This window comes from Halorussus sp. MSC15.2, assembly GCF_010747475.1.
Classification (GTDB): domain Archaea; phylum Halobacteriota; class Halobacteria; order Halobacteriales; family Haladaptataceae; genus Halorussus.
In genome coordinates this window covers 356,011-370,783 of the sequence record NZ_VSLZ01000003.1, presented here as the reverse complement: position 1 = coordinate 370,783, position 14,773 = coordinate 356,011, and the positions used below count along the sequence as shown (strand labels likewise).

Annotated in this window: 14 protein-coding genes and 1 pseudogene; 7 read left to right on the top strand and 8 right to left on the bottom strand. The window is 66.6% G+C overall.

The window, feature by feature from the left end; all coding sequences use genetic code 11:
• Positions 1-235 precede the first annotated feature (235 nt).
• The 3 genes from mtnP to FXF75_RS13185 all read right to left on the bottom strand — a co-directional run bounded on the left by mtnP (position 236) and on the right by FXF75_RS13185 (position 2,357).
• Positions 236-1,090, bottom strand: a complete 855-nt coding sequence (gene mtnP, locus FXF75_RS13195; protein WP_163522339.1) for an S-methyl-5'-thioadenosine phosphorylase — start codon at positions 1,088-1,090, stop codon at positions 236-238.
• 115 nt (positions 1,091-1,205) lie between these two features.
• Entirely contained in the window at positions 1,206-1,544 is a 339-nt protein-coding gene (locus FXF75_RS13190; protein ID WP_163522338.1) for a multidrug efflux SMR transporter, read from the bottom strand.
• A 99-nt stretch (positions 1,545-1,643) separates the two neighbouring features.
• On the bottom strand, positions 1,644-2,357 hold the full coding sequence (locus FXF75_RS13185) for a phosphoribosyltransferase (RefSeq protein ID WP_163522337.1): 714 nt from the start codon (positions 2,355-2,357) through the stop codon (positions 1,644-1,646).
• Positions 2,358-2,491: 134 nt separating this feature from the next.
• Here FXF75_RS13185 and FXF75_RS13180 point away from each other — a divergent pair, with 134 nt between their 5' ends.
• The gene (locus FXF75_RS13180) at positions 2,492-3,403 is read left to right on the top strand and encodes a PhzF family phenazine biosynthesis protein (protein WP_163522336.1); all 912 of its coding nucleotides are present in this window, start codon (positions 2,492-2,494) and stop codon (positions 3,401-3,403) included.
• 418 nt (positions 3,404-3,821) lie between these two features.
• Here FXF75_RS13180 and FXF75_RS13175 read toward each other — a convergent pair whose 3' ends face one another.
• Positions 3,822-4,253: a hypothetical protein gene (locus FXF75_RS13175; protein WP_163522335.1), complete on the bottom strand. Its 432-nt coding sequence runs from the start codon at positions 4,251-4,253 to the stop codon at positions 3,822-3,824.
• Positions 4,254-4,581: 328 nt separating this feature from the next.
• Between FXF75_RS13175 and ppsA the strand changes: the two genes are divergently transcribed.
• The 3 genes from ppsA to FXF75_RS13160 all read left to right on the top strand — a co-directional run bounded on the left by ppsA (position 4,582) and on the right by FXF75_RS13160 (position 9,373).
• Positions 4,582-6,972 carry a phosphoenolpyruvate synthase gene (gene ppsA / locus FXF75_RS13170; protein ID WP_163522334.1) on the top strand — a complete coding sequence of 797 codons (2,391 nt, stop codon included), beginning with the start codon at positions 4,582-4,584 and terminating at the stop codon, positions 6,970-6,972.
• A 174-nt stretch (positions 6,973-7,146) separates the two neighbouring features.
• Entirely contained in the window at positions 7,147-8,130 is a 984-nt protein-coding gene (locus FXF75_RS13165; RefSeq protein ID WP_163522333.1) for a hypothetical protein, read from the top strand.
• A 76-nt stretch (positions 8,131-8,206) separates the two neighbouring features.
• Complete coding sequence (locus tag FXF75_RS13160; RefSeq protein WP_163522332.1) at positions 8,207-9,373, top strand: 3-dehydroquinate synthase II; 1,167 nt, start codon at positions 8,207-8,209, stop codon at positions 9,371-9,373.
• Positions 9,374-9,419: 46 nt separating this feature from the next.
• Here FXF75_RS13160 and FXF75_RS13155 read toward each other — a convergent pair whose 3' ends face one another.
• From FXF75_RS13155 to FXF75_RS13140, 4 genes and pseudogenes are all read right to left on the bottom strand, one after another.
• A complete protein-coding gene (locus tag FXF75_RS13155; RefSeq protein WP_163522331.1) occupies positions 9,420-9,872 on the bottom strand; it encodes a zinc ribbon domain-containing protein in 453 nt (150 codons plus the stop codon).
• 73 nt (positions 9,873-9,945) lie between these two features.
• Positions 9,946-10,617 carry a type I 3-dehydroquinate dehydratase gene (locus FXF75_RS13150; RefSeq protein WP_163522330.1) on the bottom strand — a complete coding sequence of 224 codons (672 nt, stop codon included), beginning with the start codon at positions 10,615-10,617 and terminating at the stop codon, positions 9,946-9,948.
• 117 nt (positions 10,618-10,734) lie between these two features.
• Positions 10,735-11,760, bottom strand: coding sequence for a site-specific DNA-methyltransferase (locus FXF75_RS13145; protein ID WP_163522329.1), 1,026 nt, complete (start codon positions 11,758-11,760; stop codon positions 10,735-10,737).
• Between the two features lie 137 nt (positions 11,761-11,897).
• Positions 11,898-12,868, bottom strand: a pseudogene (locus FXF75_RS13140) (transcription initiation factor IIB family protein).
• Positions 12,869-13,129: 261 nt separating this feature from the next.
• Between FXF75_RS13140 and FXF75_RS13135 the strand changes: the two are divergent.
• From FXF75_RS13135 to FXF75_RS13125, 3 genes are all read left to right on the top strand, one after another.
• Positions 13,130-13,888 carry a cobalamin-binding protein gene (locus FXF75_RS13135; protein WP_163522328.1) on the top strand — a complete coding sequence of 253 codons (759 nt, stop codon included), beginning with the start codon at positions 13,130-13,132 and terminating at the stop codon, positions 13,886-13,888.
• Between the two features lie 150 nt (positions 13,889-14,038).
• The gene (yjjX, locus tag FXF75_RS13130; protein ID WP_163522327.1) at positions 14,039-14,557 is read left to right on the top strand and encodes an inosine/xanthosine triphosphatase; all 519 of its coding nucleotides are present in this window, start codon (positions 14,039-14,041) and stop codon (positions 14,555-14,557) included.
• Entirely contained in the window at positions 14,554-14,766 is a 213-nt protein-coding gene (locus FXF75_RS13125) for a hypothetical protein (RefSeq protein WP_163522326.1), read from the top strand. Before yjjX ends, FXF75_RS13125 begins: the two co-directional genes overlap by 4 nt.
• The last annotated feature ends 7 nt before the right edge of the window (positions 14,767-14,773 follow it).

Genomic DNA, 14,773 nt, shown 5'->3' with positions numbered 1-14,773 from the left:
TCGCGCAGACTCGTGGGAGGGGAGCTTCGCTTCCACGGCACGACCTCGGGCGTCGTGCGAGGGATGACCGAGCGAAGCGAGGAAGAGGTCGGGAGGTGTGAGGTTCGCGGTCGCGATGCGGTTGCGGGAGACTCTGCCGCTCAGGCTCGAAGCTAGCTTTTCGACGCTTGTACCCCTGCTTTCTCCCGCCGAGGAGAACAGTTCCGACGAGAGGAACAGTTCCGACGGGAACGGCTCAGTCCAGATAGCCGCCGACGAACGGTTCGACGCGCTCGCGGGTCTCGTCCGGAATCGCCTCGGTCGGCGTGTTGATGGTACCTTCCAGCGCGTGGCCGCAGTCACAGTCGCGCTCGTCGGGCATGTTTCGGATGGCGTGTTCCACGACTTCCTTGATGGCCTCCTCGTTCTCCGCGGCGTTGTCCAGCACCTCTTCGAGCGTGACCTCGCTGTCCTGTTTCCACACGTCGTAGTCGGTGACGCCCGCGACGGTGGCGTAGCAGAGTTCGGCCTCGCGGGCCAGTTTGGCCTCCGGAATCGTCGTCATGCCGATGACGTCCCAGCCTTGGTCGCGGTAGAACTCGCTCTCGGCGCGGGTCGAGTACTGCGGCCCCTCGATACAGACGTAGGTGCCGCCCTTCTCGGAGTCGGCGTCGGTGGCGGCGTCGGCCGAGTCGGCCAGATGCTCGACCATGTGCGGGCAGTAGGGGTCCGCGAAGGGCATGTGGACCACGATGCCGTCGCCGAAGAACGTCGAGTCGCGGTGCTTGGTCCGGTCGAACGTCTGGTCGGGCACCACGAGCGTCTGGGGCGGCAGGTCCTCGCGCAGACTCCCGACCGCGTTGCTCGACAGCACGCGCTTGACGCCGACCTGCTTCAGGGCGTAGATGTTGGCCTTGTACGGGGCGTTGGTCGGCGTATGCTGGTGGTCCGGGCCGTGGCGCGGCAGGAACGCGACCTCCTCGCCCGCGAACTCGCCGATGGTGACGGGCGCGCTCGGGTCGCCGAAGGGGGTCGAAATCTCTTCCTTGCGGGTGTTCTCGAGGGGCAGGGCCTCGTAGATTCCACTTCCGCCGATGAATCCAATCGTCATGGCGTAGACTCGCGTCGGCGGATACTAAACGGCTACCCTTCGGCGTCACGACCGACGGTCACCTCTCGGGTCGGAATCGTTTCGACTTCCCCCGTCCGAGGGCGTCGGACGGCAGTCAGTGAGCGGGACTGTACGCGTCAGAGAAGACGTTCAGAACGACGACGCCGCCGACGATGAGCGCCATTCCGACGACACCAGCCACGTCGACCGGTTCGTCGAACACGACGACGCCGAGGAGCGCCGCGGCCACGATTCCGACCGCCGACCACGTCGCGTACACCAGCCCTATCGGTAACTCCTGAAGGGTGAGACTCAGTAGGTAGAAGGAACCGACGTAGCCGAGGACGACGACGAGCGACGGAACGACGTTCGCGAACCCGTCCGAGAACTTGAGCGCCGCGGTGCCGGTCACCTCGGCTGCGATGGCACCACCGAGGTAGATGTATTCTCGCATATAGCCACGGCGTTCGCGTAACGTGTTAAACGTTCGTAAATTGGACAGGTTTGGCGTTCGAAACGTCACGAGAGGAGTCCGAACTCTGAGAGTCGTTCCTCAGGCCCCAACGCCGTCCTCGTTCTCGACCAGTCGCCACGCGTCCCCCTCCGCTTCGAGAACGTCCCGGCGGGTCATCTCGTTGAGGACTTCCTCCATGCGGTCGGGTTGGGCGATTTCCATCTCGATGCGCTCCACGTCGTGGTACTCGCTGAGGAGGTGGCGAATCTCCTCGGTCGTGAAGGCGTCGCCGTCGGCCTTGTCCATCACGCCCGAGGTGATGTCTATCATGTCCTCGATGAAGTTCCACGGGTAGACTATCCACGCCCACTCGTCGAGTCGCTCCCCGATGTAGTCCGGTTCGAACTCGCTGGTCTGGAGGAGTTGGAGGGTCGCCGTCCGGATTTCACCGGCGTCGCGCTCGGAGACATACTCCTCGGCGCGCTCGATGGACCCGCCGGTGTCGGCGATGTCGTCGATGATGAGGACGTCCTTGCCCGCGACGCTCCCCTCGGGCATCGGATAGCGCACCTCGGGTTCGCCCGCCTTCTCGGCGGTCCCCACGTAGTGTTCCATCTTGAGACTCGTCAGGTCGTCCATTCCGAGGAAGTCACAGATACACCGCCCCGCGAACCACCCGCCGCGGGCCAGCGCGACCACCACGTCCGGTTCGAAGGAGTCCCGTTTCACTTGGTCGCTGACGTCGCGGCAGAGACCGTAGATGTACTCCCAGTTCGTAATCGTGCACTTGAACTCGTCGGGGAGTTCGCTCATACCAACTCGGGACTCGCACTCCCGCACACTTAACCGTTTACAGGTGGGTCTCCGGCCGTGGGAGTCGTTCCCGGAGACGGCGGCCCGGTTCCGACGAACCAATTACTAAGAGTCGCGCGCCCCTCGGGGCGACCATGGACACGCTACGCGCGCTGCAGGTGGACGCCTTCACCGCCGAACCGTTCGCCGGAAACGCGGCCGGAGTGGTGCCGAACGCCGACGGACTCGACGACGCCCAGATGCAGGCCATCGCCAACGAACTCGCCGTGAGCGAGACCGCCTTCTTCCGCGAGAGCGACGAGGCCGACCGCCGGGTCCGGTACTTCACGCCCACGACGGAGGTGGACCTCTGCGGACACGCCACCATCGCCTCCCACGCCCACCTGCTCGAAGACGGCGTCATCGACGCCGGAACCCACAGCCTCGAAACCAACGTCGGCGTTCTCGACATCGAAGTCGAGGAAGACGGGACCGTCTGGATGACCCAAGACCGCCCCGAAATCCGCGAGGTGGACCTCGACTACGAGCGAATCGCCGACGCGCTCGGTATCGACCACGCCGCGCTCGAAGACGTGGGCGCGGACTTCCCGCTGGCGGTCGCCTCGACGGGACTCCCCTTCCTCGTGGTGCCGGTGAACTTCCTCGAACACGTCTCGGCGATGGACCCCGACTTCGGCGAAGTCGAGGCCATCAGCGAGGAGGTCGAGGCGACCGGCATCTACGCGTTCTCCTTCGACGCGCTCGAAGCGGATTCGACGCTCCACGGCCGGATGTTCGCGCCCGCCGCCGGAGTGCCGGAGGACCCCGTGACAGGCACCGCGAGCGGCGCCACCGGGGCCTACCTGCGCGAGGTCGAGGCGTTCGACGGCGAGTTCCCCGACGAGATGGTCTTCGAGCAGGGTCACTTCGTGGACCGGCCGGGTCACGTTCGCGTGCGCGTGGCCGAACAGGTCCGCGTCGGCGGGCGGGCGGCCACCGCGCTCGACGGCGAGTTGCAGGTTCCGGACCGCGACGACGGCGACGACATCATCGACGCGACGGTGTAGGTGGCGAAGTCAGACCGAGTGCTTGCGGAAAGGCGCAAACTCGGGACGGGTTCCGTGTTCGGACGACGGCCCGGCCTGCGGTGGAGTGACGGTTTGCTCGCGGGTCTCGCCGTGGCCTTCGTGGCGCGTCGCGTCCCCGTTCACGAAGTACACCGGGGTTAGATGGATTCCCCGATGGCAATCACGTAGCGTCCTTTACAATTCGATACCCGAAACCGGTCATCACGACGGTACTCGTCACTACTGCAAACGTGGCTGCCTCTCTGACCCCGTCGTCTTGGGTTTCGGCGTAGACGAACAGCGCTACGCTACAAACGAGGACCATCATCGCAAACGAGAACGTATCCGAATTCTCCATACTCGTATCGCTGTTAGTGCGACAGTATTTTCTCGTGGTAGATTTTGAGTCGGTAACCCGTCACTGCTGCTCGCCGAACTGGAACTCCTCGGCGCTGTCCTCGCGCTTGAGTTCCGACACCTGACGGCGCATCTCCGAGACGTCGTGTTCAACGTCCGAGAGGCGGTCGTCCAGCACCGACAGAATCTCGCTCTTGACCTTCTCGCTGTCGAAGCGCTCGCGCATCTGTTCCTCGACGGCGGCGGTGAACACCCGCACGAAGGCGGTGACGCTGCCAACGGCCCAGACGACCACGCCGAGTGTCGCCAGTGCCAGTCCGGGCGCGGCGGTCGTCAGCGCCGAGGAGAGCGCCGCGCCGCTGTCCAGTTTACTGTATCCCTCTGCGATGCCCAGTACGACGCCCCCGCCGACGAGCGCACCACCGACGATGGTGGCGACCCCGGCGAGGACCACGTAGTACACTGCCCACCGAAGCGAACGACTCGCGTCCATGCGTGGGTGAGACGAACGCGGGGATATAAACTCACCCGTTTTCGTGTCGGAGAGCGAAAACGTCGGGCCAGTGACTGGCGGGCCGCTGCGCCGGTAGTGACTCTCTTTCGCTGGCGTATCTGGGTCCCCAAAATGGGTAAATAAAGCACGGACTACTCGATGGTCTCGCGGACTCGTCGTCCTCCGTCCTGCGGCCGGGAGCCACCGCGAACCGTTCGCGTCCGGCAAATCTTACGAGTCGCGGATGAACCCGAATCCGAGTTAATATTTCCGGCGTGAGCCGGTCGGAACATTCTTTATTCGCCTTCCTGTTCTCTCACATGCACCAATGGCTGTACTCTGGCTGGACGAAATCACCGCGGACGACCTCGAACTGGTCGGCGGGAAGGGCGCGTCGCTCGGGGAACTCACGGGCGCGGGTCTCCCAGTTCCTTCGGGGTTCGTGGTTTCGGCTGGCACCTACCGCTCGTTTATCGAGGACACCGGCATCGCGGAGGAACTGTTCGAGGCCGTGGACGTGGACGCCGAGGACTCCGCGGCGCTCGCCGAGGCCCAGTCGCGGGCCAAGGAACTCGTACTGGAGACCGAGATGCCCGAGGACATTCGACAGGAGATTCTCGACTCGTACGACGACCTCGGGGGCGTCTCCGAGTCCAACGACTCGGAGGCACGCGGGACAGGGTCCCGCGCTGGCGAGAACTTCGTCGCCGTCCGGTCGTCCGCGACCGCCGAGGACCTCCCCGACGCGAGTTTCGCGGGCCAGCAGGAGACGTTCCTCAACGTCACCCGCGAGGACCTCGTGGACCGCGTCAAGCGCTGCTGGGCGTCGCTGTTCACTCAGCGCGCCATCTACTACCGACAGGAGAAGGGGTTCGACCACTCAGTCGTGGACATCGCGGTCGTCGTCCAGCGCATGGTCGACGCCGAGAAGTCCGGCGTGATGTTCACCAGTCACCCCTCGACCGGCGACCCCCGAATCATCATCGAGGCCGCGTGGGGACTCGGCGAGGCGGTCGTCTCGGGGTCTGTCTCGCCCGACAACTACGTCGTGAACCGCGAGACCGGCGCGGTGGAGGAACTCACCATCGCCGACAAGAAGACGATGATGGAGAAAGACGAGGCGACCGGCGAGACCGTCGAACGCGAGGTCGCCGAGGACAAACGTGAGGCGCAGGTCCTCGACGAGGCCGACATCGCGCGACTCGTGGAACTCGGCGAACGCGTCGAGGACCACTACGGGACGCCACAGGACGTGGAGTGGGCCATCGTGGACGGCGAGGTCCTGATGCTCCAGTCGAGACCCATCACGACCATCGACGACGGCGAGACCGAAATTCAGACCGACGCGACCGAGGCCAGCGCGTCGGAGTCCGAGGGTATCACCGACGGAAGCGGTGCGGTCGAGACCGCGGGCGCGGAGAGCGACGCCGGAACCGGTGCGGGCGAGGGCGACGTTCTCGTCTCGGGTCTGGGCGCGAGTCCCGGCATCGCCTCGGGCGCGGTCCGCATCGTCACTCAACTCGACCAACTCGACAAGGTGAGCGAGGGCGACATCATCGTCACCGAGATGACCACGCCCGACATGGTGCCCGCGATGAAGCGCGCGGCGGGCATCGCCACCGACGAGGGCGGTATGACCAGCCACGCCGCCATCGTCTCCCGCGAACTGGGCGTCCCCGCGGTCGTCGGGTGTACCGACGCCACCACGACGCTGACCGACGACCAGCGCATCACCATCGACGGCGACAAGGGGACCATCACGGAGGGCCGCAAGGAGACCACCGAGGAGCGCGAACCCATCGAGGAGGCCCGCCCGAAGACGCCGGTCAAGCCGATGACCGCGACCGAGGTGAAGGTCAACGTCTCCATCCCGGAGGCCGCCGAGCGCGCCGCCGCGACGGGTGCGGACGGCGTGGGTCTGCTTCGGATGGAACACATGATTCTCTCGACGAACAAGACGCCCGCCCGGTACATCGACGACCACGGCGTGGACGCGTACGTCAACGAAATCGTGGAGGGCGTCCGAGGCGTGGCCGACGAGTTCTACCCCCGTCCCGTGCGGGTCCGGACGCTCGACGCCCCGACCGACGAGTTCCGCCAGTTGCAGGGCGGCGAGGACGAACCCGACGAGCACAACCCGATGCTGGGCTACCGGGGTATCCGCCGGAGTCTCGACCGCCCCGACGTGTTCGCCCACGAACTCGAGGCGTTCGCCCGCCTCTACGAGATGGGCTACGACAACGTCGAAATCATGCTCCCGCTGGTCAACGACGCCGAGGACGTGATTCAGGCCCGCAACCTCATGGAGGAGTCGGGCATCGACCCCGAGAAGCGGACGTGGGGCGTGATGATAGAGACGCCCGCCTCTGCGCTGGGCGTCGAGAAGATGGCCGAACAGGGCATCGACTTCGCCTCGTTCGGGACGAACGACCTCACCCAGTACACGCTGGCGGTGGACCGCAACAACGAGAAGGTGGCCGACCGGTTCGACGAACTCCACCCCTCGGTCCTGCAACTCATCAGCCAGACCATCGAGACCTGCCGCGAACACGACGTGGACACGTCCATCTGCGGACAGGCGGGGTCGAAGCCCAAGATGGTCCAGCACCTCGTGGACGAGGGCGTCTCGTCTATCTCGGCCAACATCGACGCGGTCCGGGATGTGCAACACGAGGTCAAGCGCGTCGAGCAGAAACTCCTGCTCGACTCGGTGCGGTAAGGGCGGAGACGCGTCGTCACTGCCGACCATCTCTGATTCTCCGTGCTCGGATTCTGAGACCCTCGATTTTCGCCCGAGTAAGCCCTGCTTAGAGCGGATAAATCACAGCTACTCGCTAAAACGACACGGCACGATACTGTCAGTTTATGAGTTCCGGGGCCGGAGTACGGGGAAATGGTTCCTCGTCGTGCCGCGGTCGTCGTCGCGCTGGTCCTCGTGGCCGGCTGCGCCGGAACCGACCAGACGACACCGACGACCGCCCCGGAGAGTACCACGACCGCGGCGAACGCGACGCTCGCCGCGGCCCAGAACGAGACGGTCACGAACGCCTCCTCCACGGCCGCGACCGCCTCCCGAACTACCACGACTACCTCCGTGACCGCCGCGACCACCACGCTGTCGCCACCGCCGAACGCGTCGCTCCCGCCGGGCGTGAACGCGTCGGGCGTCCGAGACGCCTCGACGCTGGTGGCGGCCCACCGGACCGCGCTCAACGACACCAGTTTCGCGTTCCGGTTCCACGCCAACGTCTCGGTGGGTCCCGCGAACCAGTGGACTCGCCAGCGCGGCACCGTCGAGGCGGGTCTGTCGCCGCTGGTGGTTCACTCCGACAGCGTGCGTCGGTTCGAGGAGGGAACGACTCGGGTCACCACCGACCTCTGGGCGAACCAGACGGCGGTCGTCGTCCGGTACAGTGGGGAGAACCGGACCGAAATCCGCCGATACAATCGAACCGGCGGGAATCTCGCCGACGAGACGTGGGCGCACCTGCCGCGGGCCGACCTCGACTCGCAGGTCACGCAGGCGTGGCTGGTCGAACTCGCGCTGACCGCCGGTGAGTTCGAATTCGACCGAATCGAGCGCCGCGACGGCCGTAAGGTGGCGGTCCTCCGGGCGACCGAGGCCGTGTCGGCCGACAACTTCACCGACTTCGACGCGACGGCCGTCGTGGACGCGAAGGGCAGGGTCCACTCGCTCTCGCTGACCGCGGCCTACGCGGGCGACGACGAGACCCGGATTCACTACGAGTTCGAGTTGACCGACCTCGGGTCGGTCTCCGTGGAGCGTCCGACGTGGGTGGGTGCCGCGACACCGCCGACCAAGGCGAACGCGACGACGACGGTCTCCGAGCGTAACACGACGGCGACCGCCGAGTGACGACCGCCACGGGCGGCCGGACGCACGATTCGTCGCATCCGCCACGTTCAAGCCCACTCGCTGCAAGCGTGGGAGTATGACACGCTCCGTCTGGCTCAAGGCCGACGACGAGGTCGGCGACTGGGACGACCGCCGGAAGCGAATCACGGCGGGACTCGAAGCAGGCGTCGATTGGGTACTGGTAGACGCCGCCGACGTGGAACGCGTTCGGGAACTCGGCGACGTGAACGTCGCGGCGTTCGCCGACGGCGACGCGACGGTGATAGACGAGGCCGAAACGCGGGCCGACCCCGACGTCTTCGTCGTCGGCAAGGACGGCGAGGGCGACGGCACGGTGGACCTCCCGTCTGACTTCTCGGGGTCCGCGGACCTCTCGACGCTCCGACGCGACGACGACCGGACCGAGGGCGCGTACGTCCGCATCCTGAGCGAGGAGTACGAGGCGTTCGCCGAAGCGGCCGCCGGGGAGGCCGACTACACCATCGTCGTCGGCGAGGACTGGACCATCATCCCGCTCGAAAACCTCATCGCGCGCATCGGCGAGGAGACCGACCTCGTCGCCGGCGTCACGAGCGCCGAGGAGGCCAAGACCGCGTTCGAGACGCTCGAAATCGGGAGCGACGCGGTCCTGCTCGACAGCGGCGACCCCGACGAGATTCGCAGGACCGTCGAGGTGCGCGACGAGGCCGAACGCGAGACGCTGGACTTGGACTGGGCCGAGGTCACGGCGGTCGAACGAACCGGGAGCGCCGACCGGGTGTGCGTCGATACGGGCAGTCTGATGGAACACGACGAAGGGATGCTCGTGGGGTCGATGTCGCGGGGCCTGTTCTTCGTCCACGCCGAGACCGCCGAGTCGCCCTACGTGGCTTCTCGACCGTTCCGCGTGAACGCCGGGGCGGTCCACGCCTACGTCCGGACGCCCGACGGGGGGACCAAGTACCTCGCCGAACTCAAATCGGGCGACGACGTGCAAATCGTGGACACCGAGGGTCACACCCGTGAGGCGACGGTCGGTCGGGTCAAAATCGAGAAGCGGCCGATGTTTCGGGTCGTCGCCGAGTTCGAGGACGGAGACAGAGTCGAGACCCTGCTCCAGAACGCCGAGACCATCAAGGTCGCCACCCGCGACGGTCGCACCGCCGTCACCGACCTCGAAGTCGGCGACGAACTCCGGGTCTACCGCGAGGGCGGCGCTCGTCACTTCGGCGAGACGGTCGAGGAGAGTATCATCGAACAGTAAAACAGTAACGAGCGGGAACTACCTCCTCAGACGAGACGAAAGGGGTTCAGCGAGAGACCGCGTTGTTCTCCGTCGGACCGTTCGGACCGTCGCGCTCGGGGAGCGGCGTCGTGCACCACTGACAGAAGTCGAGGTCCTCGTCCACGGGTTTACCGCAGGACGGGCACTGCTCGCCCGGTTCCTCGTCGGACCCGGTCTGGAGCGCCAGCCAGTACGCGTCGACGGCGCTGAACGTTCGCACGACCCACATCGGAAGTAGGGCCTCCAGCGGGAGGTCCTGAGTCGCTTTCATCGCCGCGTCGAACGCCGCCCCGATGCTGGTCGCGCCGGTGGTCGCGGCGTCGGGGAGCGGAATGAACAGCAGCACCGCGCTGACCATGAAGGCGAACCACATGGCCGAACGGAGCCACTCCTTGAGGTAGACGTGGCCGAGTCCGGGGAGGAGGAACGACAGCAGCGCGCCCAACCACGGACGCTTTTCGGATTTCGTACGGGTCACTACCCGCGGCTAACCGACCGACGTTAATAAATGCTGTCCCACGAGCACCGCCAATTCAGTCAATACGAGCGCTCTATTTTAACTCACCCACCAGACGAGACAGCGTTTCGAGGTCGTACTGGCCGGGCGCGGTCGCGTCCTCGGGGTCCACCGGAGCGTAGCCTATTTTCGACCCGTAGAGCGGTGCTACCGCCCGCGAGTGGCGACCCGGCGCGCCCATCGCCATCGTCGCCACGCGCTCGCCCGCGGCGGCGTACTCGTGCGTGACAGCCAAGAGGTCCAGTACGTCGCCGCGACTCTCGGCCGTGACCGCGAGTTTGCCGACGTCGGCGCGTTCGGTCGCGGCGTCGAGGTGGCCGCGCAGGTCCGCTTTCGGCGGCGTGCGCTCGAAGTCGTGAACCGACGCGACCACCGCCGAGGCGGTCCGGCGCGCGCGCTCGGCGACTCGCTCTCCCTCGCCCGCGGTGAGACTCTTCAGTTCGACGTCCACCGCGCCGACGCAGGCGAGTTCCGCGGCCTCGGCGAGTTCGGCGAGTCGCACCTCGTCGTCCTCGGCCTCGCCGCCCTCCCACGCCGCGCGGTTGGTGGCGAGGACCGGAAGCTCGCCGTCGTACGATTCTAACGCGGCGAGCGGGTCGTCGGCGAGGTCCATCCGAAACTCCACGGCGTCGGCGTGGTCGCGGGCGCGGGGTTCGGCGTCGAGGTCCGTGAGGCTGGCGGTGAGGACGAACTCCTCGAAGTCCATGGGCGGAACTGTGGCGTCGGCGAGTAAAAGTGTACTCGTTGGTCTGAGGACCGAAACGCGAGTGGACTATCGTGGACCGCTCTCGACGTCCTCGTCGCGTTCTCGTAGGTCGGTCACTTACCCCTCGAACGCTTCGTGAGAGACCACGTAGCGGTCGCCGTCGCGCTCGTAGCCCTCGACCGTGTACAACTGCAACTGGCGCTCCTGTTTGGTCTTGACGCCGAAGTCGTAGTTCTCGGCGTCGTACGCGAGGTCCTGGCCCGTCGCGAACTCCCGGTGGGCGTCGAGTCGCTCGCGATTCTTCTCGTCGGCGAACCGCTCGACGTCCGCGAGGCGGTCGTCGAACACCTCGCGGAACTCCCGACTGAGTTCGTACCCCGCCGAGTTGCGGCCCGCGACCATCGCGGCCAGCGTCGTCGTGCCGGTTCCCCAGAAGGGGTCCAGCACGGTGTCGCCGTACACCGAGTACATGTTCACGAGACGGTAGGGGACCTCGAAGGGGAACGCGGCCGAGCGCGCCCGGAGGTCGTCGTGGTCGAGTCGCTGGCCCTCGCCCTGCACGTCGGTCCAGAGGTCCGAGAACCAGTCGTTGCGCTCCTCCCAGAAGTACGCCGCCTCGTACCGACGGTCCGCCCCCGCCTCGAACGACCGGGAGTCGCCGTTTCGGAACAGCAGGACGTACTCGTGTTCGAGGGTGGCGTAGGCGTTCGGGGGCACCATCCCCGACCCCATGAACTTGGTGAGACCGTTGGCCGGTTTGCGCCAGAGGACGTCCGGTAGGAGGTCGAACCCCCGGTCCCGGAACCGAGTGATGAGTTCCGCGTGGTTCGGGTAGAGTTGGAAGCCGTCGCCCCCGCTCCGGGTCGCGTCGCCGACGTTTATCGCGGCGACGCCGCCGTCCACGAGGACTCGGGCAAGTTCGTCCCACACGGGGTCGAGTGCGGCGTGCATCGCCTCGAAGGCGGCCTCGCCGTCGCCCGCGGCGAGCAGGTCTTCGACATCCGGGTCCAGTTCGGCGAACAGGCCGTCCCACATCTCTATCATGGGGTACGGCGGCGAAGTCACGACGAGTTCGACGGCGTCGTCACCGAGCGCGGCCATCTCGCGGGCGTCGCCGACGTGAATCCGGTGTTCGGTCTCCATCCGCTCTGTAGCGCAGTCGCCGGGGCGACAGATTTCTCTTTCGGTTTCGAACTATGTGTAACTAGAAAACACCGATGGTCGTATGCGACTCGTTCGTCGGCCGCGGCGTCGTGACAGGTACGGACAGGCCGACAGTATCAGGCCATCGCCGGGGCCTCTTCGGCCTCCAGCAGTTCGTGGTAGCGGTTGCGGATGGTAACTTCACTGATGTCGGCGACTTCGCTGACCTCGGCCTGCGTGGTCTTCTCGTTGGTCAGGAGCGCGGCGGCGTAGACGGCGGCGGCCGCGAGACCGACCGGCGACTTGCCGCTGTGGACGCCCTTCTCCTTGGCGGTCTGGAGCAGTTCGCGGGCGCGGTGTTCGGCCTCGTCCGAGAGTTCGAGTCCCGACGCGAACCGCGGGACGTAGCTCTCGGGGTCGGCGGGCTTGACTTCGAGGTTGAGTTCGCGGACGACGTAGCGGTACGTCCGGGCGACCTCGCTCTTCTCGACTCGGCTCACGTCGGCGATTTCGTCCAGACTGCGGGGGACGCCCGCCTGTCGCGCGGCGGCGTAGACGCAGGCCGTCGAGACGCCCTCGATGGAGCGGCCGGGCAGGAGGTCCTCGTCGAGCGCGCGGCGGTAGATGACCGAGGCGGTCTCTCGGACGTTGTTCGGCAGGCCGAGCGCGGAGGCCATGCGGTCGATTTCGCCGAGCGCCTGCTTGAGGTTGCGCTCCTTGGAGTCGCGGGTGCGGAAGCGCTCGTTCCACTTGCGGAGACGCTGCATCTTCTCTCGCTGGCGACTCCCGAGCGAGTTGCCGTAGGCGTCCTTGTTCCGCCAGTCGATGTTGGTCGAGAGTCCCTTGTCGTGCATCGTGTTCGTCGTCGCGCGCCGACGCGGGACTTCTCGTTCTTCTCCTTCGAGTCGAACGCGCGCCACTCCGGCCCGCGGTCCACTTGGTCTTCGTCCACGACGAGGCCGCACTCCTCACAGACCGTCTCGCCGTGTTCGGTGTCGGAGATGAGGTTACCGCCGCACTCGGGGCAGGCGGTGGACTCCTCGGACTCTTGTTCGGTTCGTTCCTCTTCCTCTTCGGTTCGCTTGACTCTCGTGCTTACGTCTGACATGTTGACTCCTCGTTGCCGGAGATGGCGCGGGCTACCGGGCAGGGAAAACCTGGAAAACCCCGGACTCGGTTCCTTGACCTTGTGTTGTTCCGAAAGCTATTTAGTATTTTCGGAATTTACTTTTCAGAGTCTCGTGAACAGGTCACACACACCCTCGAAACGCCGGTCTCGGTCTCCCGGTGGAAAATTTTAAACACCCCTCTGTTGTGCCGAGCGAGTCGGTCGGTCGATTTAACCGCCGGGGGTCCGAACTCCCGGTCGATGGTAGCTCAGACGGAGCGAGTCGTCTCGCTGGCCCCGAGCGCGACCGAAATCCTGCAGGCACTCGACGCGACCGACCGTCTCGTCGGCGTAACTCATCACTGCGACGCCGACGCTCCCGCGGTCGGCGGATGGCTCAACCCGGACTACGAGACCGTCGCCGACCGCGACCCGGACCTCGTTCTGACCGCCGACGACTTGCAGGCCGACGTCGCGGCCGACCTCCGGGAGCGCGGCCACGAGGTGTTCCACGCCGCGCCCGCCACGCTCGACGAGGTGGTCGAGTCGTTCGCCGACCTCGGGGCGGCGGTCGGACTCGCCGACGAAGGGGCGGCGCTCGCTCGGCGCGCTCGGAGTCGCCTCGACCGCGTCCGTCGTCTCACGCCCGACGACGACCGCCCCGTGGTCTACTGCGAGGAGTGGTCGGACCCGCCGATGGCCGCGGGCAACTGGGTGCCCGACGCGGTCGAGACCGCCGGCGGCCGGTACCCCTTCGTGGACGCGGGCGAGCGCTCGCGGGAGGTGTCGGCCACGGAGGTCGAAACCGCTCGACCGGAACACGTCGTCCTCCACGTCTGCGGGCACGGCGAGTGCGCCGACCCGGAGGCGGTTCGCCAGCGCGACTGGACGCTCCCGGCCATCGAACGCGGGAACGTCGCCGTCGTGGACGACTCGCTGTTGAACCAGCCGAGTCCGAAACTCGTGGAGGGCATCGAGACGCTCGCGGCCCTGCTCCACCCCGACGCGCTCGACTCGTGAGCGACGCTCGACTTCGGAGTGGCGCTCGACTCCCGATTGACGCCCGACTCCTACGCGGCGGTTCACTTCTAGGCGACAGTTCGGTCACGCGAGCGAACCGTCGCCGTCCGGAGCGCAATTCCCAAGTCGGCCGGGTGTCTCTCCACGCCCATGCGAGTCGGCGTCGGAAGCACTAATCCGGTGAAGCGTGGCGCGACCGAATCCGCCCTAACGGAGTTCCCCGGCACGGTGGTCGAATCGGTCGCTGTCGAGTCGAACGTGAGCGAGCAACCCGTCGGCGAGCGCGAGACCGTCGAGGGCGCGGAGAACCGCGCTCGGAACGTTCTCGCGGCGGGCGACTACGACCTCGGCGTCGGACTGGAGGGCGGCGTCGCCGAAGTCGAGGGCGCGGACGGTCTCTTCCTGATAATGTGGGCGGCAGCCACCGACGGGGAGCGCGTCGGCCGCGGCGCGGGACCGCGCCTCCGCCTGCCCGAGTCCATCGCCGGAAGAGTCCGGGACGGCGAGGAGTTAGGTCCCGTGATGGACGACGTGCTGGACATGGAGAACGTCGCCGAGAAGGAGGGCGCGGCGGGCGCGCTGACCGGCCACGTCATCGACCGCGAGAGCGCGCTCCGGCAGGCGGTCGCTGGCGCGCTGGGTCCGTTCGTGACGGACCTGTACGAGTGACCGGCTTTCTGCACCGCGCGCTCGGGGCGTTCGTCCGTCTGTTCGGCGTGGCAGTCGCAGTGGTCGGCGCGTTCCTCTCGTTGGAGTCGGCGACGGTCGGAGTCCCGCTGGTCGTCTTCGGTGCTGTGTTCGCGCTCCGACCCGCCGTCCTCGGGCAGATTCTCGAACTGGTCGCCGACTCGGTCGGACTGCTCGCCGACCTGACGTAGAAGGAAA

Excerpts from the sequence above, each read along its gene's own strand:
- FXF75_RS13180 (WP_163522336.1), top strand. The coding sequence starts at position 2,492 with ATGGACACGCTACGCGCGCTGCAGGTGGACGCCTTCACCGCCGAACCG.
- mtnP (WP_163522339.1), bottom strand. The coding sequence starts at position 1,090 with ATGACGATTGGATTCATCGGCGGAAGTGGAATCTACGAGGCCCTGCCC.
- FXF75_RS13135 (WP_163522328.1), top strand. The coding sequence starts at position 13,130 with ATGGTAGCTCAGACGGAGCGAGTCGTCTCGCTGGCCCCGAGCGCGACC.
- FXF75_RS13145 (WP_163522329.1), bottom strand. The coding sequence starts at position 11,760 with ATGGAGACCGAACACCGGATTCACGTCGGCGACGCCCGCGAGATGGCC.
- yjjX (WP_163522327.1), top strand. The coding sequence starts at position 14,039 with ATGCGAGTCGGCGTCGGAAGCACTAATCCGGTGAAGCGTGGCGCGACC.
- FXF75_RS13165 (WP_163522333.1), top strand. The coding sequence starts at position 7,147 with ATGGTTCCTCGTCGTGCCGCGGTCGTCGTCGCGCTGGTCCTCGTGGCC.
- FXF75_RS13190 (WP_163522338.1), bottom strand. The coding sequence starts at position 1,544 with ATGCGAGAATACATCTACCTCGGTGGTGCCATCGCAGCCGAGGTGACC.
- ppsA (WP_163522334.1), top strand. The coding sequence starts at position 4,582 with ATGGCTGTACTCTGGCTGGACGAAATCACCGCGGACGACCTCGAACTG.
- FXF75_RS13150 (WP_163522330.1), bottom strand. The coding sequence starts at position 10,617 with ATGGACTTCGAGGAGTTCGTCCTCACCGCCAGCCTCACGGACCTCGAC.
- FXF75_RS13185 (WP_163522337.1), bottom strand. The coding sequence starts at position 2,357 with ATGAGCGAACTCCCCGACGAGTTCAAGTGCACGATTACGAACTGGGAG.
- FXF75_RS13175 (WP_163522335.1), bottom strand. The coding sequence starts at position 4,253 with ATGGACGCGAGTCGTTCGCTTCGGTGGGCAGTGTACTACGTGGTCCTC.
- FXF75_RS13160 (WP_163522332.1), top strand. The coding sequence starts at position 8,207 with ATGACACGCTCCGTCTGGCTCAAGGCCGACGACGAGGTCGGCGACTGG.